The organism is Kitasatospora sp. NPDC007106 (assembly GCF_040634455.1).
Classification (GTDB): Bacteria; Actinomycetota; Actinomycetes; order Streptomycetales; family Streptomycetaceae; genus Kitasatospora; species Kitasatospora arboriphila.
Genome location: NZ_JBEYFP010000069.1, coordinates 1 through 18983, shown reverse-complemented (window position 1 = coordinate 18983; position 18983 = coordinate 1). Strand labels below are relative to the sequence as shown.

Sequence of the window (18983 nt, the reverse complement as noted above, 5' to 3'; positions counted from 1 at the left end):
CCGCCCGGGCCGCGGCCCGGGCGCAGAGCCTGCTCGACCGGCACGGCGTCCTCACCCGCGGCACCGTCGCCGCCGAGCGCGTCCCCGGCGGCTTCGCCGGCGTCTACCGGGTGCTCTCCGCCTTCGAGGAGCGCGGCCGGGCCCGCCGCGGGTACTTCGTCGAGGGGCTGGGCGGCTCCCAGTTCGCGATGGACGGCGCCGCGGACCGGCTGCGCTCGGTCAGCGGACGGCTGGAGCGCGCCGGGGCGCAGGGCTGGACGGCCGGGCCGGGCAGCGCCGACCAGCCGGAGGCGCTGGTGCTGGCCGCCGCCGACCCGGCCAACGCCTACGGCGCGGCCCTGGACTGGCCCGAACCACCGGGTGCCTCCCCCGCGAAGGGCTCCGCCCACCGCCCCGGGCGCAAGGCCGGCGCCCTGGTCGTCCTGGTCGACGGCGAGCTGGTGCTGTACGTGGAGCGCGGCGGCAAGTCGCTGCTGTCCTGGGCGGAGGGCGAAGTGCTGGCGACGGCCGCGCAGGCCCTGGGGCGGGCGGCCCGCGAGGGGGCGCTCGGCAGCGTCACGGTGGAGCGCGCCGACGGCGAGCCGGCCCTCACCTCACCGCTCGGTCCCGTCCTGGAGGCCGCCGGCTTCCACCCCACCCCCCGCGGCTACCGCCTCCGCCCCCAATAGCCCCCGGGGCGCTCGGGCGGTCGGTTCAGGGGCGCTGGGGGCACCCCACGCGCCCCTGTGTGGCATCCGTACGCCGTTGAAGACAGGGCCCTAGGCCGCCGGGCCGAGGCCGTCCTGGTCCGGCGGGATGGTGCGGCGGCGGGCCGGGCCGGTCAGCCGGCGGTCGGTGTGGACGGGCAGCAGCCCCAGTCCCCAGCCGCCGGCGGCGAGTATGCCGAGCGCCGGGCCGTCGCCCGCCGCGCCGGGGCCGAACAGCCACCATCCGGTGGCCGCACACAGCAGGGCGGCCGGGCCGACCCACCTCAGGTGGGCCCGCCCGGCCGCCCTGACGAGCACCTGGGCTCGTGCCGTAACGACTCTGCGCACCGGGGCCTCCTTCACTCGCTCCCCTGGTCGGGGAGGGCGAGGTCCGGTCAGGCCGCGACCACGTCCATGGCTGCTGCCTTGGGCACGGTCGTGCCGGCCCGATCGACACCGGGGGCCGGCAGCGGAACCGGTTCGAGGACCGGCCTCAGCAGATCACCCTCCGAGAGGGTGGCCATCGCCGCAAGTTCGGCGAGGGACAGCTCGTCGCTGACCTCGCGCATGACCTCGGACATCCGGACATCGAGCGCGTCGCAGATGGCGGAGAGCAGCTCGGAGGAAGCCTCCTTCTGCCCCCGCTCCACCTCGGAGAGGTAGCCGAGCGAAACCCTGGCGGCCGCCGACACCTCGCGGAGTGTGCGGCCCTGGCGCTGGCGCTGCCGACGCAGCACATCGCCCAGCAGGCGACGGAGCAGGATCATCGGTGCCTCCCTCCTCGGACTGCGGATCGAGATGTCACGACCCCACCGTACCGCCTCGTCCGCATCGCGTGCGGGGACCGTGGTCGTGTTCACTCTGGGCTGCAAGGCTGTCCCCTCCCGTTCTGTGCCCCGCCCGGGCGTCCGCTGCGCGTCGTCCGGGCCCGTGGCGTCGCCACGCGGTGACTCGGCTTGGCTCTGTTCTGCCCGCCCTGGGCCTGTGCTGTAACACGATCCTCCAGCTCGGGCGGCCGATTCGGAGATTTCGGGAAAGCTCAGCGCGACGGGCCGTCACTCGCTAGGCGCTCGAGCAGCAGCTCCAGAGCGGCTGCCACCGTCCTGCGACGGATGATTGCACGTTGCCCCGACAACACCCGGGAGTCGGCCCGTGTTCCCGCAGGACCGGCGAATCCGATGTGGACGGTGCCGACCGGCACGCCGTCCTGCGGCTCCGGTCCGGCCACCCCGGTGGTGGCGAGTCCGTAGGTGGCACCGAGCAGTGCCCTTACGCCCTCGGCCATCTGGCGGGCCACCACCGGATGGACGGGGCCGTGCACGGCCAGCAGCCCCTCGTCCACGCCCAGCACGGACGCCTTGAGGTCCGTGGCGTACGCGGTGACGGAGCCTCGGAAGGTGGCGGAGGCGCCGGGGACGTCGACCAGAGCGGCCGCCAGCAGACCCCCGGTCAGCGACTCGGCGACGGCGACGGTGGCGCTCCGCCCGCGGAGCGCGGCGTGCACCCGCTCCGCGAGCCCGTCACCGGCGCTGCCGTCCTGCGCCGCGTGCTGCGCCGCACCGCCGTCGGGGGTGCTCATCGGCCGGTGGCCTCCCGTGCGGCGGCGCGCTGCTCGGCCAGGCCCTCGCGCCGCAGCCGGACCGCCTGGCCGACGTAGTCGAGGCCGGTGGCGACGGTGAGCAGCACGGCCACGCCCATGACGACGGCGCGGGCGGTGGCCAGCGGGCCGGTCAGCACCAGCACGTACATGCCGACCGCGATGCCCTGGGTGAGGGTCTTGAGCTTGCCGCCGCGGCTGGCCGGGATGACGGCGTACCGGATGACCCAGAACCGCATCAGGGTGATGCCGAGTTCGCGGGCGAGGATGACCACGGTGATCCACCAGGGCAGGTCACCGAGGATCGAGAGGCCGATCAGCGCGGCACCCATGATCGCCTTGTCGGCGATCGGGTCGGCGATCTTGCCGAAGTCGGTGATCAGGCCCTTGCGGCGGGCGAGCTCGCCGTCGAAGACGTCCGTGATCATGGCGATGGCGAAGGAGGCCCAGGCGACCGAGCGCCACTTGGGGTCGTGGCCGCCGTCCGCGAAGAGCAGCAGCACGAAGACCGGCACCAGCAGCAGGCGGACCATCGTCAGGACGTTGGCGATGTTCCAGAGGCCCGGCTGCGGCGACGGCGCGGCCCCGGGGCGGCCGGGCGGGGCCGCCGTCGGGGCGCCGGGCCCCTTGGTCACGCGTCCGCTCCTGGGGCCTCGGCGCCGACGACCTCGGCGACCAGGTCGACACCCTCGGCGGCAACCACCACGGCCCGGTAGAACCGGCCGACCTCGGCGTCGTCCGCGCCGAGCAGGGTGGTGAGGCCGTCGGTCTCCGGGGCCTGGTGGGCGGAGCGGCCCTCGACGGTGCCGTCCTCGACGGACTCGACGAGGACCAGCACCTCGGTGCCGATCCGCTCCTCGGCGCGCTGGGCGGTGAGCTCCTCGGCCAGCCGGGAGAGCTTGGCGAGGCGGTCGGCGACGACGTCCTCGGGCAGCTTGCCGTCGAGCGTCGCGGCCTCGGTGCCCTCCTCGTCGGAGTAGCCGAAGACGCCGATCGCGTCGAGGCGGGCGCCGGAGACGAAGCGCTCCAGCTCGGCGAAGTCCTCCTCGGTCTCGCCGGGGAAGCCGACGATGAAGTTGGAGCGGGCGCCGGCCTGCGGGGCCTTGGCGCGGATGCCGTCCAGCAGCTCCAGGAACTGGTCGGTGGAGCCGAAGCGGCGCATCCGGCGGAGCACGGCCGGCGCGGAGTGCTGGAAGGACAGGTCGAAGTAGGGCACGACCTTGTCGATCGAGGTCATGGCGTCGATCAGGCCGGGCCGCATCTCGGCGGGCTGCAGGTAGCTGACCCGGATGCGCTCGATCCCGTCGATGTCGGCGATCTCGGCGAGCAGGGTCTCCAGCAGGCGGATGTCGCCGAGGTCCTTGCCGTACGAGGTGTTGTTCTCGCTGACCAGCACGACCTCGCGGACGCCCTGCTCGGCCAGCCAGCGGGCCTCGTTCAGCACGTCGGAGGGGCGGCGGGAGATGAACGAGCCGCGGAAGGCCGGGATGGCGCAGAAGGAGCACCGCCGGTCGCAGCCGGAGGCCAGCTTGATCGAGGCGACCGGGCTGTCGTCGAGCCGCTTGCGCAGGGTGCGGGGGCCGGAGGCCGGGGCGACGCCCTCGGGGAGGTCCTCGGGGGCCCCGTGGCCGGGCAGGGCGACCTCGGCGGCGGCGGCCTGGCGCTCGACCGGGGTCAGCGGCAGCAGCTTGCGGCGGTCCCGCGGGGTGTGGGCCTCGACGTGGCCGCCGGAGAGGATGGTCTGCAGCCGGCTGGAGATGTCGGTGTAGTCGTCGAAGCCGAGCACGCCGTCGGCCTCGGGCAGGGCGTCGGCGAGCTCCTTGCCGTAGCGCTCGGCCATGCAGCCGACCGCGACGACGGCCTGGGTGCGGCCGTGCCCCTTGAGGTCGTTGGCCTCCAGCAGGGCGTCGACGGAGTCCTTCTTGGCGGCTTCGACGAACCCGCAGGTGTTGACGACGGCGACGTCGGCGTCGGCTGCGTCGTCGACCAGCTGCCAGCCGTCCGCCTCCAGTCGCCCGGCGAGTTCCTCGGAGTCCACCTCGTTGCGGGCGCATCCGAGCGTGACAAGGGCGACAGTACGGCGTTCAGGCATGACGCCAAGATTAACGCGCGGCCCCCGGTGCCGTTCGCCCCGGAGGCCGTGCGCGCCGATCCGTCGCCCCGACTCAGCCCGCCTGCGGGTCTCCAGGGGTGTACGTGACGTGCACCACCTGGCCGTCGGCACCGGCCGGACCGAGGTCCTTGCCGTTGACGTACACGTGCACGGCGCCGGCGTTGCCGAGCACCAGGCTGATCTGCTTGGGGTCGGTGAAGGTCTGGTCCTGGCCGGTCTCCAGGTTGTTGGAGAACAGCGCCTTGCCCTTGCCGTCCTTGGCGGAGACCCAGCTGGTGGCCTTCTCGGCGACGAGCTTCACGGTGACCTTGTCGGCCGGGGCCGCGGCGATCGGGGCGAGGCTCGGGGCCGGGGCCGGGGGCTGGGCGGACGAGCCGGCAGGGGCGGAGCCGGCGGCGCTGGCCAGCGGGGAGCTGGCGGCACCGGTGGCGGGGGCGTTGGAGTGGCCGCCGAACAGGTTGAAGCCGATCAGGGCGACCACGGCGAGGATGGCGACCACCATCGGGGTGGTCCAGTTCGGCCGGCGGTGGTCGTTGACCTTGATCGGGGCGGTGTCGAGCAGCTGGGTCGGGCGGCGGTCGGCGGGCGAGCCGCCGTGCGCCGCGTCGTAGCGGGCCACGAGGTCCTCGCCGTCGACGCCGACGGCGCGGGCCAGGGCGCGGATGTGGCCGCGGGCGTAGAAGTCGCCGCCGCAGCGGGAGAAGTCGTCCTGCTCGATGGCGTGGACGATGGGGACGCGGACGCGGGTGCTCGTACTCACCTGATCGACGGTCAGGCCGGCGTCGATGCGGGCGGTGGTGAGCACACGACCGATGCTCGGGAGGTCAGCGGCTGGCTGGTCGGCCGCCGGCGCCGGCTGCCCCGGGTCGTTCCGGGACGTGCGGGCGGAGGGCCGGCTGCTGCCACGGTCGGGGGACTTGCCGATGGTCACTGGACGCGCCTTTCGAGCGTTGGCCACCTGCTGAGAAAACAGTCTAGGGGCGGGGGTGGAACGAATCTCAAGCGGAATAGGCCCGAACGTGGGCGGCTTGCCGGCCGCGTCTGACGGCAGGTCAGCGCAGGCCGGGTGCACAATTCGTCCCCGCCCCGATAGGGACGCGCCGACTGCTCGGCGCGGTTCCCCCTACTTATCACATTCCTCCGAACGAGTGAGAGGCGGCTCATCCACGGAGTGTCAGCAGGACACCGTCCAGTTCGTCCGGCTTGACCAGGACGTCGCGTGCCTTGGAGCCCTCGCTGGGGCCGACGATGCCCCGGGACTCCATCAGGTCCATCAGCCGGCCGGCCTTGGCGAAGCCGACCCGCAGCTTGCGCTGGAGCATCGAGGTCGAGCCGAACTGGGTGGAGACGACCAGCTCCGCGGCCTGGATCAGCAGGTCGAGGTCGTCGCCGATCTCCTCGTCGATCTCCTTCTTGGGGCCGCCGCCGACCGTGACGTCGTCCCGGTAGACGGCGCCCATCTGGTCCTTGCAGTGCTGGACGACCTTGGCGATCTCCGCCTCGGTGACGAACGCGCCCTGCATGCGGACCGGCTTGGAGGCGCCCATCGGCAGGAAGAGCGCGTCGCCCTTGCCGATCAGCTTCTCCGCACCGGGCTGGTCGAGGATGACCCGGGAGTCGGCCATCGCCGAGGTGGCGAAGGCGAGCCGGGACGGCACGTTGGCCTTGATCAGGCCGGTGACCACGTCCACCGAGGGCCGCTGGGTGGCGAGCACCAGGTGGATGCCGGCCGCACGGGCGAGCTGGGTGATGCGCACGACCGAGTCCTCGACGTCCCGCGGCGCGACCATCATGAGGTCGGCCAGCTCGTCGACGATGACCAGCAGGTACGGATACGGCGTCAGCTCGCGCTCGCTGCCGAGCGGCGGCTTGAGCCTGCCGGAGCGGACCGCGGCGTTGAAGTCGTCGACGTGCCGGAAGCCGAACGCGGCCAGGTCGTCGTAGCGCATGTCCATCTCGCGCACCACCCACTGGAGGGCTTCGGCGGCCTTCTTCGGGTTGGTGATGATCGGCGTGATCAGGTGCGGGATCCCCTCGTACGCGGTCAGTTCGACGCGCTTGGGGTCGACCAGCACCATCCGCACCTCGTCCGGGGTGGAGCGGACGAGGACGGAGGTGATCAGGCAGTTGATGCACGAGGACTTGCCCGCGCCGGTGGCGCCGGCGACCAGGATGTGCGGCATCTTCGCGAGGTTGGCCATCACCGTGTGGCCCTCGACGTCCTTGCCCATGCCGACGACCATCGGGTGGTCGTCCTCGGCCGCGGCGCGCGAGCGCAGCAGGTCGCCGAGGTTGACCATCTCGCGGTCCCGGTTGGGGATCTCCACGCCGACCGCGGACTTGCCGGGGATCGGCGAGATGATCCGCACGTCCGGGCTGGCGACGGCGTAGGCGATGTTCTTGGCCAGCGCGGTGATCCGCTCGACCTTCACGGCGGGGCCGAGCTCGACCTCGTAGCGGGTGACCGTCGGGCCGCGGGTGAAGCCGGTGACCCGGGCGTCCACCTTGAACTCCGCGAAAACGCCGGTGAGCTGGGCGACGACCTCGTCGTTGAGCCGGGAGCGGGCCTTCGCCGGGGCGCCCTGCTCCAGCAGGTCCAGCGGCGGCAGGGAGTACGCGATGTCCCCGGCGAGGGTGAGCTGCTCCATCCGCACCGGCGCCGGGCCGTGGCCCTCGGGCGCCCCCTCGGAGCGGGCGGCGGGCACCGCGGGCTCCTCCGGCGGGGCGGTGTTGTCCTTGACCTGGTGGAGCATGCTGGCGACCGCGGGCGAGCCCGGGACGCCGTACAGCAGGGCGCCGTCGAGGTCCGCGGCGACGCCGGCGGCGAGGTCGCGGGTCTCGTACGGGTCCTTGACGAACATGTCGGGGACGGCCGAGGCGAGTTCCGGGTCGTCGACCTGCTTGCGGCGGCGGCGCCTGCGGGGCGGGGCGTCCTCGTCGTCGATGGTGAAGGGCAGCGCCTCGGGGTCGGCGTCCTCGGGCGGCTCGGTGGAGTGCTCGCGGGAGGTGCCGGCGGCCGCGGAGCCGTCCGCGCCGGGGGCCCCGGCGAGGGCCGGCTCGACCACGCCGAGCCGCTCGCCGAGGCCGCGCAGCCGCTCGGGGATCTTGTTGACCGGGGTGGCGGTGACCACGAGCAGGCCGAAGAAGGCGAGCAGGATCAGCAGCGGCACGGCGAGCGGCGGTCCGGCGGCGGCCATCATCGGCGTGGAGGCGGCCCAGCCGACGATGCCGCCCGCCGCCCGTATCCGGGACGCCCCGCTGGACATGACGGGTGCTCCGCAGCCGATGTGGACCAGGCCGAGGACGCCGACGACCAGCGCGGTCAGGCCGATCACGATCCGGCCGTTGGCCTCCGGCACCTCGGGATGCCGCATCAGCCGCACCGAGACGCCGCCGAGCAGGAAGGGCACCAGCACGTCGAGCCGGCCGAACAGCCCGGAGACGACGTTGGTGGCGGCCTCGCCGAGCCAGCCCTGCGGGCTGAACCAGGTGCCGGCCGCGGTGACCAGTGCCAGGGCGAGCAGCATCAGCGCCACGCCGTCCTTGCGGTGAGCCGGGTCGAGGTTGCGGGCGCCGTGGCCGAAGCCGCGGAAGAGCGCGCCGACGGAGTGCGCGAGGCCGAGCCAGACGGCCCGGACGGCGCGGAAGAGTATCGGCCGGGGCGGCGGCGGGGCGGGTGCCGCGGCCTTCTTGGCGGGCGCCCTCTTCGCGGCCGCCTTGCGCGGCGCCGCGGGCGTGGCGGCGGCCTTCTTGGCCGGCGCCTTCTTGGCCGGCCCGGGCTTCGGGTTGCGTGCCTGGCTTCCGGGCGTACGTGTGGCCATGGCACAGCAGCCTACCGGCGGCCGGCACGCCTGCACATGTGACCGAGCGCGAGCAGGGCGGCGTGTCGCCGACGTCCTGTCACGGCCGCCGTGTCACCCGACCGGGTGGATACGGGCCGGCGCCCGGCGGGCCGTCAGGACGAGCCGGGGCGCAGGGCGTCGAGGGCGCGGCGCAGGCCGGCGAGTTTGCTCTCCAGATGGGCGGCGCCCGCGGCGGCCGCCGTCTCCGAGGTGCCGTCGAGCTGCTTGGTGAGGGCCTCCGCCTGCTCCTCGACCGTCGCCAGCCGGGCGGAGAGCTCGCCGAGCAGGGCGCCGCCGATGGCCGGGGCCTCGCCCGCCTCCAGCTGCAGGCGCAGCAGCGCGGCCTGCTCCTTGAGCTGGCAGTTCTTCATGTAGAGGTCGACGAAGACGGAGACCTTGGCGCGCAGCACCCACGGGTCGAAGGGCTTGGAGATGTAGTCCACCGCGCCGGCCGCGTAGCCGCGGAAGGTGTGGTGCGGCCCGTGGTTGATCGCGGTCAGGAAGATGATCGGGATGTCGCGGGTGCGTTCGCGGCGCTTGATGTGCGCGGCCGTCTCGAAGCCGTCCATGCCGGGCATCTGGACGTCCAGCAGGATCACGGCGAAGTCGTCGGTGAGCAGCGCCTTGAGTGCCTCCTCGCCGGACGAGGCCCGGACCAGCGTCTGGTCCAGCGCGGAGAGGATGGCCTCCAGCGCCAGCAGGTTCTCCGGCCGATCGTCGACCAGAAGGATCTTCGCCTTCTGCACCAGGACCCGCCCTCCTGCCGGTTGCCTGCCCAGGGTCGGCACGCCCGTGCCGCCCACTACTGACCCGGTCATGCTAGCCGTACCCCCTCGCCCGCCACATCGCTCCCGGCAACTCGGGCCGCCGGGCTCGCCGATCCGGGACGCCGAGTCACCGTTCGGTCACCGTTCGCAACGATTGCGGCACACTACCGGGTTCCCGGCCGGACCCGCCAGTACGGACCGACCGGTGGACCTGGCGGCTACCCGACCGCCAGCCACTGGCGCATGACCGCCAGCAGGTGGTCGGTCTCGACGGGCTTGGTGACGTGGTCGTTCGCCCCCGCCTCCAGGCTCTTCTCGCGGTCCCCCTTCATCGCCTTGGCGGTCAGCGCGATGATCGGCAGCCCCGCGAACTGCGGCATCCGACGGATCGCCTCGGTGGTCGCGTAGCCGTCCATCTCCGGCATCATGATGTCCATCAGCACCAGGGCGACGTCCTCGTGCTGCTCCAGCACCTCGATGCCCTCGCGGCCGTTCTCCGCGTAGAGCACGGCCAGTCCGTACTCCTCCAGCACGCTGGTGAGGGCGAAGACGTTGCGGATGTCGTCGTCGACGATCAGCACCCGCTGGCCCTCGAAGCGGCCCTGGAACTGGCCGGCCCCGGCGCGGTCCGCGGGCCGTTCGGGCTGGCGCGGGAACTGCTCGCGATCGGCGACGGCGGGCTCCGCGGCGCTGCGGCCCTCCAGGGCCCGCCGCGGGGTGCGGCCCTCGACGGCGCGGCGTCGCTCGGCGGCGCCCCGGCGGCGTTCCTCGGCCAGCTCGCGGACCTCCTGGGCCCAGTGCTCCGCCGGGTTCTCGCCGACCGGCACCGGCATCCCGACCGGGGTGACGCCGACCGCGGCGCGCACCGCATGGCCCGCCGGGCGGTCCAGCGGGGCGGCGTCCGGCTCGTCGGCGCGCAGCGGCAGGTAGAGGGTGAAGGTCGAGCCGCGGCCGAGCTCGCTCTCGGCGTGGATCTCGCCGCCGAGCAGCCGGGCGATCTCCCGGCTGATCGACAGGCCGAGGCCGGTGCCGCCGTACTTGCGGCTGGTGCCGCCGTCGGCCTGCCGGAACGGCTCGAAGATCTCCCGGAGCTTGTTCCCGGGGATGCCGATGCCGGTGTCGGAGACGGAGAAGGCAATCAGTTCCTCGTCCGGGTCGCCGATCGCGTCGGCCTCCAGCAGCTGCTCGCGGACGTGCTGCGGCACGTCGCCGTTGGTGACCGGGCGGATCAGCAGGTCGACGGCGCCCGCATCGGTGAACTTCACCGCGTTGGAGAGCAGGTTGCGCAGCACCTGCTGGAGGCGCTGCTCGTCGGTGTGCAGGGTGACCGGCAGGTCGTCGGTGACCCGGACGGCGAAGTCCAGGCTCTTGTCCTCGGCGAGCGGCCGGAACGCCGCCTCGACGTAGTCGACCAGCTGCACCAGGGCGATCCGGGCGGGGCGGACGTCCATCTTGCCCGCCTCGACCTTGGACAGGTCCAGGATGTCGTTGATCAGCTGCAGCAGGTCGGAACCCGCGCCGTGGATCGTTTCGGCGAACTCGACCTGCTTGGGCGACAGGTTGCCCTCGTTGTTGTCCGAGAGCAGCTTGGCGAGGATCAGCAGCGAGTTCAGCGGGGTGCGCAGCTCGTGCGACATGTTGGCGAGGAACTCGCTCTTGTAGCGGGAGGCGAGGGCGAGCTGCTCGGCGCGCTCCTCCAGGATCTGCCGGGCCTCCTCGATCTCGCTGTTCTTGATCTCGATGTCGCGGTTCTGCTGGGCGAGCTGCTCGGCCTTCTCCTGGAGCTCCTCGTTGGTGCGCTCCAGCTCCTCCTGGCGGGCCTCCAACTCGGCGGACCGCATGGAGAGTTCGGCGGTGAGCCGCTGCGACTCCAGGAGCAGGCCCTCGGTCTTGGTGTTGACGCTGATGGTGTTGACGGTGACGCCGATCAGGTCGGCGATCTGGTTCAGGAAATCCAGCGCGACGGCGGTGAAGGCGCTGAACGAGGCCAGCTCGATCACGCCGAGCAGCCGGCCCTCGAACAGCACCGGCAGCACCACCACGTGCGCCGGGGATGCCTCGCCCAGCCCGGAGGCGATCTTCAGGTAGCCGGGCGGGGTGTGGCTGATCACGATCGATCGGCGCTCCACCGCGACCTGGCCGACCAGGCCCTCGCCGGGCCGGAAGGTCGTCGGCATGGTGCGCCGCTGGTAGCCGTAGCTGCCGATCAGGCGCAGCACGGTGTCATTCTCGTCGTCGTCCTCGGTGACCAGTTCGGCCGTCCGCCCGGAGGGCTGGGCGAGGAAGAAGGCGCCGTGCTGGGCCGAGACCACCGGGGTCAGCTCGGTCATGATGAGCGAGGCGACGGCCTCCAGGTCGCGGCGGCCCTGCAGCAGACCGGACATCCGGGCCAGGTTGGTCTTCAGCCAGTCCTGGTCCTTGTTGGTGCGGGTGGTCTCGCGCAGGTTGGCGATCATCTGGTTGATGTTGTCCTTGAGCTCGTCGAGCTCGCCGGACGCGTCCACGTCGATCCGCGGGGACAGGTCGCCGCGGGTCACCGCGGTGGCCACCTGGGCGATCGCGCGGACCTGCCGGGTCAGGTTGTTCGCCAGCTCGTTCACCGACTCGGTGAGGTCCTGCCAGCGGCCGGCGACACCCGGTACGCGGGCCTGGCCGCCCAGCCGGCCGTCGGTGCCCACCTCGCGGGCGACGCGGGTGACCTCGTCGGCGAACGAGGACAGCTGGTCGACCATCGTGTTGATGCTGGTCTTGAGCTCCAGGATCTCGCCGCGCACGTCGACGTCGATCTTCTGCGACAGGTCGCCGCGGGCCACCGCCGTGATGACCAGGGCGATGTTGCGCACCTGGCCGGTGAGGTTGTTGGCCATCAGGTTGACGTTGTCGGTGAGGTCCTTCCAGATGCCGCCGACGCCCGGCACCGAGGCCTGGCCGCCCAGGGTGCCGTCGGTGCCCACCTCGCGGGCCACCCGGGTCACCTCGACGGCGAACGCCGACAGCTGGTCGACCATCGTGTTCATGGTGCTGGCGAGCGCCTTGACCTCGCCCTGCGCCTCGATGGTGATCTTCTTCGACAGGTCGCCGCGGGCCACCGCGGAGGCGACCTCGGCGATGTTGCGGACCTGGCTGGTCAGGTTGGACGCCATGAAGTTGACGTTGTCGGTGAGGTCCCGCCAGATGCCGGAGACCCCGCGCACCCGGGCCTGGCCGCCGAGGATGCCCTCGGTGCCCACCTCGCGGGAGACCCGGGTCACCTCGTCCGCGAACGCCGACAGCTGGTCGACCATCGTGTTGACGGTCGTCACCAGCTCGCGGATCTCGCCCTTGGCGTCGACGGTGATCTTCTTGGAGACGTCGCCGCGGGCGACCGCCGTCGTCACCTCGGCGATGTTGCGCACCTGGCTGGTGAGGTTGTTCGCCATCAGGTTGACGCTGTTGGTGAGGTCCTTCCAGGTGCCGGACACCCCCGGCACGCTGGCCTGGCCGCCGAGGATGCCCTCGGTGCCCACGTCCCGGGCGACCCTGGTCACCTCGTCGGCGAACGCGCCGAGCTGGTCGACCATCGTGTTGATGGTGTTCTTCAGCTCCAGGATCTCGCCGCGGGCGTCCACCTGGATCTTCTGCGACAGGTCGCCCTTGGCGACCGCGGTCGTCACCTGGGCGATGTTGCGCACCTGGCTGGTCAGGTTGTTCGCCATCGAGTTGACGTTCTCGGTGAGGTCCTTCCAGACGCCCGCCACGCCCGGCACCTGCGCCTGGCCGCCGAGGATGCCCTCGGTGCCGACCGCACGGGCCACCCTCGTCACCTGTTCCGCGAACCCGGACAGCTGGTCGACCATCGTGTTGATGGTGTTCTTCAGCTCCAGGATCTCGCCGCGCGCGTCCACCTCGATCTTGCGCGACAGGTCGCCCTTGGCGACCGCCGTCGTCACCTCGGCGATGTTGCGCACCTGGGCGGTCAGGTTCGCCGCCATGAAGTTCACCGAGTCGGTGAGGTCGCGCCACACGCCGGCCACGCCGGGCACCTGCGCCTGACCGCCGAGGCGGCCCTCGGTGCCCACGTCGCGCGCCACCGTCGTCACCTGCGCGGCGAAGGAGTTCAGCTGGTCCACCATCGTGTTGACGGTGTTCTTCAGCTCCAGCATCTCGCCGGCCACGTCGACCGTGACCTTCCGCGACAGGTCGCCCTTGGCCACCGCCGTCGTCACCTCGGCGATGTTGCGCACCTGCGCCGTCAGCCGCCCGGCCATGGTGTTGACCGAGTCCGCCAGGTCCTTCCAGCTGCCCGAGACGCTGCGCACCCGGGCCTGGCCGCCCAGCTTGCCGTCGGTGCCCACCTCGATCGCCACCCGGGTCACCTCGTCGGTGAACTCCGACAGCTGGTCCACCAGCCCGTTGACGGTGCGGCCCACCTTCAGGAACTCGCCGCGCAGCGGGTAGCTCGCCCCGCTGGTGTGCACCGAGCGGAGCTCCATCCGCTGGTCCAGGTCGCCCTCCGCGATGGAGGTCAGCACCCGGCCCACCTCGGCCATCGGCCGGGCCAGGTCGTCGATCAGCGCGTTGCAGTTGTCGATGGCGGCCATCCAGGCGCCCTCGCCGACACCCGCCTCCAGCCGCTCGGAGAGCCGGCCCTCCCGGCCGACCGCCCGACGCACCCGCGCCAGCTCGCCCGTGAGGTGCTGGTTGCGCTCGGCGACCTCGTTGAACACCGCGGCGATCTCCGCCAGCGGCCCGTCCCCGGGGAAGGTCAGCCGCCGCCGGAAGTTGCCGTCCCGCATCGCGGTCAGCGCGGCCAGCAGCTTGCGCAGGTCGGCCGGCTCGGCACCCCGGGCGTGCCCGGACCGCCGCCCGGGCACGCCGCGGGCCCGGTGGCCGGCGCGGTCCGCGTCCCCGGTCGTGGCGATGGCGTCCTTGGTGGCCGAACTCAACGGGACCCTCCCACATCGTGACTGTCCGGTACCGTTCCAGTACCGCTCGGGCAGCCCGGCCGCCGTCGGCGGTACCGGTACCCCACCCGACCGTACGTCGCCGGTCCTGTGCTGCGGACCCCCCAGTCTGTCAGCACCTGCGCCCGGTGTCCGTCCGCTTGCGCAGCGTTCACCGCACGCGCACCGAATCCGTGGGCAGAATCACCCCCAGGGATCTGTTTCGGCGCCCGGGCCCCGCGGGGAACGAAGCGGAAAGTAGGGTGGAACGCTGCACCGGGCGCCGCGGCGGACCCCCCGGTGGCCGAACAGCCGGACCGCAGCAGACCGGACCAGAGCAGAGGAGTCGTGGGCACGTGGTCACCGCGCGCGCAGCCGCCACCTTCGAACCGGCCGGCCGCTCCGCCGCCGCCGCACGCGGCTTCGTCCGCGACGCGCTGCTCGGCTGGGGCCTGCCCGAGGTCGTCGACGACGCCGTCGTCCTGGTCAGCGAACTCGTCACCAACGCCGTGGTGCACGCCGGCACCGCCGCCGAGGTCGGCTGCGTGCGCGAGGAGTCGACCGTCCGCATCGAGGTCACCGACCACCACCCCGAGCGCGGACTGCCGGCCTTCGCCAACGTGCCCACCGCCTCGGACCGCTACGCCGACCCGGACGGCGAGGGCGGCCGCGGTCTGCTCATGTGCTCCGCCCTCTCCTCCTGCTGGGGCGTCGAGTACACCGCCGGACGCAAGACCGTCTGGTTCCGGCTCGCCCTGCCCGAGCACGTCCACGGCACCCGCTACGCCGTGCCGAGCCTCCCCGGCGGCGAACTCCCCGACACCGACGGGCCGGTGCGCGTCGCCGTCGTCCAACTCGACGACGAGGGCACCGTCCGCGGCTGGAACCCGGACGCCGAGGCGCTCTTCCGGCAGGCCCCCGACCAGGCCCTCGGCCGGCCCTGGGCCGACCTCGCCGTCTGGCCGGCCTCCCCCGGCCTCGGCCTCGCCGAGACCCTCCGGCTCGCCCGCTGGGAGGGCACCTTCGGCGTCCGCGCCGGCGACGGCCGGATCGTCGAGGTCTACGGCGTCCAGGTCCGCCTCCGCGACGCCCAGGGCGTCCCGTCCACGCTCTGCCTGCTCGTCCGGGACGGCGACCGCGCCGTGCTCCGCAGCCCCAGCACCACCGCCGAGGTCCCCGCCGCGATCGAACCCCTCGACCTGCTCGTCGGCCCGCTCTCCGCCGGCGACCTCGGCGACCTCGACGGACTCCTCCAGCGGATCGTCGACCGCGCCCGCGACCTGCTCGACGCCGACGCCGCCTACCTGCTGCTCACCACCGACGACGAGACCGAGTTCGAGGTCCGCGCCGCCACCGGCCTGCCCGGCTCCGGCCGCCGCTACGCCCGCCTGCCGATCGACGGCGGCGCCGGCCGCTACGACTCCGCCCGGCTCCCCGCCGTCCACGAGGACCTCTCCGTCCGCCCCTCCGCCGCACCCCTGCTCAACGGCAGCGGCCTGCGCTCCCTCATCACCGTCCCGCTCAAGGTCGAGGGCCGGCTCACCGGCTCCCTCGGCGTCGCCGCCGGCGCCCCCGCCCGCTACGACAACGAGGACGCGCTGCGCCTGCAGTTCGCCGCCGACCGGATCGCCCTCGCCCTGGAGAGCGCCCGCCTCACCGAGCTCGAACAGCTGCGCCGCGGCTCGCTCTCCTTCCTCGTCGAGGCCTCCGACCTGCTCGCCGGCACCCTCGAACACGAGCAGACCCTCGCCCTCATGGCGCAGATGGCCGTCCCCAAGCTCGCCGCCTGGTGCGCCGTCTACACCACCGGCGAGCAGAACGGCGGCGCCGACCTCGCGTTCCTGCTGCACGAGGACGAGGACCGCATCGACCCGCTGCGCGACGTCCTCGACAAGACGCCCGCCCCGGAGGCCGTCCCCGCCGCCGGCGCCCGCTTCTGGAAGGCCCCCGCCGAGACCGCCCGCAGCCTCGGCCTCAGCGACGGCCCCGCCCTGGCCGGCCTGCTCGGCGAGACCGTCGTCCTGCCGCTCGCCGCCCGCAACCGGGTCATCGGCCTGCTCGTCCTCGGCGTCGGCAGCGGCGTCCGCTTCCGCCAGGAGATCCTCGAACTCGCCGAGGACCTCTCCCGTCGCGCCGCGCTCGCCCTGGACAACTCCCGCCTGTACTCCGAGCGCAACGCCACCAGCCAGGCCTTCCAGCGCGCCCTGCTGCCGCCCGAACTGCCCAAGATCCCCGGCGTCGAGGTCGAGGTCTTCTACCAGGCGGCCGGCGAGGGCAACGAGGTCGGCGGCGACTTCTACGACATCTTCCCGATCCGCGAGGGCACCTACGGCTTCGCCATCGGCGACGTCTGCGGCACCGGCCCGGAGGCCGCCTCGGTCACCGGCCTCGCCCGGAACTCGCTGCGCCTGCTCGCCCGCGAGGGCCTCGACGCCCCCCAGGTCCTCGCCCGGCTGAACTCCGCCATCCTCGGCGAGGGCACCCGCAGCCGCTTCCTCACCCTGCTGTACGGCGAGTTGACGCCCCGGCCGGACGGCTCGACCGCGCTCTCCCTGGTCTGCGCCGGACACCCGCTGCCGCTGCGGCTGCGCACCGACGGGCAGGTCGACCAGGCCGCCTCGCCGCAACCGCTGCTCGGCGTCATGGACGAACTCGACCTCACCGCCGAGGAGTTGGTCCTCGCGCCGGGCGAGGTCCTGCTCTGCGTCACCGACGGCGTCACCGAACGCCGCGAGGGCCGCCGGATGCTCGGCGACGACGGGCTGGCCGAAGTCCTCACCGGCTGCACCGGGTTGACCGCCGGCGCGGTCGCCGCCCGGGTCCAGCGCGCCGTCGAGCGGTTCGCCCCCGAGCCGCCCTCCGACGACATGGCGATCCTCACCCTGCGGGTGCCCGAACAGCGCCACGCCTGACGGCACCCCGCCCCGGGGCTTCGTGCACCGGAACGTTCAATCCCGTTCACCGCGTGGTCGGACCGCGGCACCGCACAGCTGACGACTGCACAAATTGTGTGATTCACAAGGGTACAAGGCGCCGGGACCGGGTACACATCCATCACCGGGGGACACCCCGGAGGGGCATCGACCGACGGCCGCGCCGCCGGTCCTCACCAGCAGGAACCCGCCCGCACGTCCACGTCCGTGCGCCCGCGGCCCGGCATCGCGCAGCACCTCACGCACCTCTCCGTGCACCGCACCGCACGTCCTCGTGCACCTCCGTGCACCGTCACGCACCGCGCTCCCCCATGCCGCGGTGCGCCCCCACAGAACACGCCGCCATCCCGGCACGCAGTGAAAGGAGCCTCCGGTGAGCAATGTCGCTACCGGGGCGGACGCCCGACCCGCAGGAGCCGACGCGGGTCCTCTCGGATACCTGGCCCTCGGACTGACCCTTCTGGCATACGGCCTGCTCTCCACCGGCGCCCTCAGCGGTGCCGGGGTCAAGGACGCCGTCTCGCTCACCCACCTGGTCGGCGGCATCGCGCTGTTCGTCGCGGGCCTGTGGCAGCTCCACGTCGGTGAGGGCTTCACCGGCACCGCGTTCACCGGCCTCGGCGCCTTCTGGGCGACCTGGTCGACCGCGGAGGGCGCCGGCAAGAACGCCGCGGGGCTCTTCCTGCTGCTCTGGGCGCTGCTGGCGCTCACCCTCACCCTCGCCAGCTGGAACAGCGGCGGATGGCTGGGGCGCGCCGTCTACGGCCTGCTCACGGTCTCCCTGCTGCTGGGCGCGGTCGCCGCGTTCGGCGACAGCTCCGGCCTCGGCAAGCTCGCCGGCTGGGTCGCCGCCGTCTCCGGCCTCGCGTCCTGGTACTGGGCGACCGCGTCGCTGACCAACAGCGGCTGGGGTCGCGCGGCACTGCCGGTCAAGTAACCCCCCGAGAACGGGTGGGCCGGACCTCTCCCCCACGGGGCCCGGCCCACCGCCGTGTCCGGAGCCGTTCCCGCGGTCACCGCGGTACCGGATCCCGGCAGCACCACGATCCCCGCAGCCCCGCCTGCTCCGCCTCTCAGCGGACGGCGGGGGTGTGCTGCTCCGCCTCCCGGAGATCGTCCTCCGGCCGGACCCGCACCACGCCCGGCACTCCGGTCTGGCCACGCCAGCCGGCCATGGCGTGCTGCACCAGGTAGACCACCAGCAGCAGGGCGACCGCGACCAGCCCGTCCGCCCAGAAGTGGTTGGCGGTCACCACGACCACCACCACGGTCAGCACCGGGTGCAGCACCACCAGCCAGCGCCAGCGGCTCCGCCCGACCACGACCACGGCCACCGCCACGATCACGCACCAGGCGACGTGCACCGAGGGCATCGCCGACAACTGGTCCGGCACCACGCCGGCCACCGCACCGCCGTACACCGACTGCCCGTACTGCACCGCCAGGTCCACGAAGCCGTTCCCCGGCAGCATCCGCGGCGGCGCCACCGGAATGAACTGGATGAGCAGGCAGGCCGCGGTGGTCGCCACCACCGTCGTCCGCACCCAGGCGTAGTTCTCCCGGTGCTTCAGGAACAGCCACAGGAGCAGGACGAGCATCACCCCGAAGTGCATCGTGGCGTAGTAGTAGTTCGCCCCCTGGACGAGCCACGGGTGCGGCGTCACCGCCCGCTGCCAGGACACCTCGTCGGGCAGACCGAAGGCCAGCTCGGTGCGGTGGATCCACTCCGCCCGGTCCAGCGCGTGGTCGGTGCTCATCACCGACAGGTGGCCGACCACCTGCCACAGCGTGAACAGTGCGAGGAGCGTGCCGGCCTCTCTCAGCAGGGCGGCCGACGTCGTACGACGGGCCCGCCCGGCAGCGAAGGCCGTGGCGTACAGCGCGGCGGATGCGCCGGCCGAGGCCTGCCAGGTGAGCGTCAGGTTCTGCATTGGCGAAGGTTAACGTAGAGAAGCCCCCTCCCAAAGGGGAGGGGGCTTCTCTTTCAATGATTGTTCGGCGGCGTCCTACTCTCCCACAGGGTCCCCCCTGCAGTACCATCGGCGCTACGAGGCTTAGCTTCCGGGTTCGGAATGTAACCGGGCGTTTCCCTCGCGCTATGACCACCGAAACACTATGAAACT

General features: G+C 72.9%; 12 protein-coding genes, 1 rRNA gene and 1 pseudogene. 3 read left to right on the top strand and 11 right to left on the bottom strand.

Going from position 1 to position 18983, the window contains the following annotated elements:
• Positions 1–668, top strand: a pseudogene (locus ABZ641_RS09940) (DEAD/DEAH box helicase); the annotation flags it as partial.
• Between the two features lie 90 nt (positions 669–758).
• Here the strand turns inward: ABZ641_RS09940 and ABZ641_RS09935 are convergent.
• The 9 genes from ABZ641_RS09935 to ABZ641_RS09895 all read right to left on the bottom strand — a co-directional run bounded on the left by ABZ641_RS09935 (position 759) and on the right by ABZ641_RS09895 (position 13858).
• A complete protein-coding gene (locus tag ABZ641_RS09935) occupies positions 759–1034 on the bottom strand; it encodes a hypothetical protein (RefSeq protein WP_344627884.1) in 276 nt (91 codons plus the stop codon).
• Positions 1035–1081: 47 nt separating this feature from the next.
• Positions 1082–1453: a helix-turn-helix transcriptional regulator gene (locus tag ABZ641_RS09930; RefSeq protein WP_030272544.1), complete on the bottom strand. Its 372-nt coding sequence runs from the start codon at positions 1451–1453 to the stop codon at positions 1082–1084.
• 272 nt (positions 1454–1725) lie between these two features.
• The gene (locus ABZ641_RS09925) at positions 1726–2265 is read right to left on the bottom strand and encodes a CinA family protein (protein WP_344627882.1); all 540 of its coding nucleotides are present in this window, start codon (positions 2263–2265) and stop codon (positions 1726–1728) included.
• Positions 2262–2918, bottom strand: a complete 657-nt coding sequence (gene pgsA, locus ABZ641_RS09920) for a CDP-diacylglycerol--glycerol-3-phosphate 3-phosphatidyltransferase (protein WP_359980512.1) — start codon at positions 2916–2918, stop codon at positions 2262–2264. Before pgsA ends, ABZ641_RS09925 begins: the two co-directional genes overlap by 4 nt.
• Entirely contained in the window at positions 2915–4375 is a 1461-nt protein-coding gene (rimO, locus tag ABZ641_RS09915) for a 30S ribosomal protein S12 methylthiotransferase RimO (RefSeq protein WP_344627880.1), read from the bottom strand. Before rimO ends, pgsA begins: the two co-directional genes overlap by 4 nt.
• Positions 4376–4448: 73 nt before the next feature.
• A complete protein-coding gene (locus ABZ641_RS09910) occupies positions 4449–5201 on the bottom strand; it encodes a helix-turn-helix domain-containing protein (protein ID WP_344627879.1) in 753 nt (250 codons plus the stop codon).
• A 355-nt stretch (positions 5202–5556) separates the two neighbouring features.
• Positions 5557–8217 carry a DNA translocase FtsK gene (locus ABZ641_RS09905; protein ID WP_344627878.1) on the bottom strand — a complete coding sequence of 887 codons (2661 nt, stop codon included), beginning with the start codon at positions 8215–8217 and terminating at the stop codon, positions 5557–5559.
• A 134-nt stretch (positions 8218–8351) separates the two neighbouring features.
• Positions 8352–8987, bottom strand: coding sequence for a response regulator (locus ABZ641_RS09900; RefSeq protein ID WP_344627886.1), 636 nt, complete (start codon positions 8985–8987; stop codon positions 8352–8354).
• 236 nt (positions 8988–9223) lie between these two features.
• On the bottom strand, positions 9224–13858 hold the full coding sequence (locus ABZ641_RS09895; protein ID WP_359980515.1) for a HAMP domain-containing protein: 4635 nt from the start codon (positions 13856–13858) through the stop codon (positions 9224–9226).
• Positions 13859–14283: 425 nt separating this feature from the next.
• Here ABZ641_RS09895 and ABZ641_RS09890 point away from each other — a divergent pair, with 425 nt between their 5' ends.
• Together ABZ641_RS09890 and ABZ641_RS09885 are read left to right on the top strand one after the other, a co-directional pair.
• Positions 14284–16839, top strand: a complete 2556-nt coding sequence (locus ABZ641_RS09890; protein ID WP_359980510.1) for a SpoIIE family protein phosphatase — start codon at positions 14284–14286, stop codon at positions 16837–16839.
• 394 nt (positions 16840–17233) lie between these two features.
• Positions 17234–17797: an acetate uptake transporter gene (locus tag ABZ641_RS09885; protein WP_344627876.1), complete on the top strand. Its 564-nt coding sequence runs from the start codon at positions 17234–17236 to the stop codon at positions 17795–17797.
• 136 nt (positions 17798–17933) lie between these two features.
• Here ABZ641_RS09885 and ABZ641_RS09880 read toward each other — a convergent pair whose 3' ends face one another.
• Positions 17934–18791, bottom strand: coding sequence for a phosphatase PAP2 family protein (locus tag ABZ641_RS09880; protein ID WP_359980509.1), 858 nt, complete (start codon positions 18789–18791; stop codon positions 17934–17936).
• A gap of 62 nt (positions 18792–18853) precedes the next feature.
• Positions 18854–18970 (bottom strand): 5S ribosomal RNA (gene rrf, locus ABZ641_RS09875).
• Positions 18971–18983 lie beyond the last annotated feature (13 nt).

Bases quoted from the DNA above. Each gene is read 5' to 3' on its own strand.
- ABZ641_RS09930 (WP_030272544.1), bottom strand. From the start codon at position 1,453: ATGATCCTGCTCCGTCGCCTGCTGGGCGATGTGCTGCGTCGGCAGCGC.
- ABZ641_RS09925 (WP_344627882.1), bottom strand. From the start codon at position 2,265: ATGAGCACCCCCGACGGCGGTGCGGCGCAGCACGCGGCGCAGGACGGC.
- rimO (WP_344627880.1), bottom strand. From the start codon at position 4,375: ATGCCTGAACGCCGTACTGTCGCCCTTGTCACGCTCGGATGCGCCCGC.
- ABZ641_RS09905 (WP_344627878.1), bottom strand. From the start codon at position 8,217: ATGGCCACACGTACGCCCGGAAGCCAGGCACGCAACCCGAAGCCCGGG.
- ABZ641_RS09880 (WP_359980509.1), bottom strand. From the start codon at position 18,791: ATGCAGAACCTGACGCTCACCTGGCAGGCCTCGGCCGGCGCATCCGCC.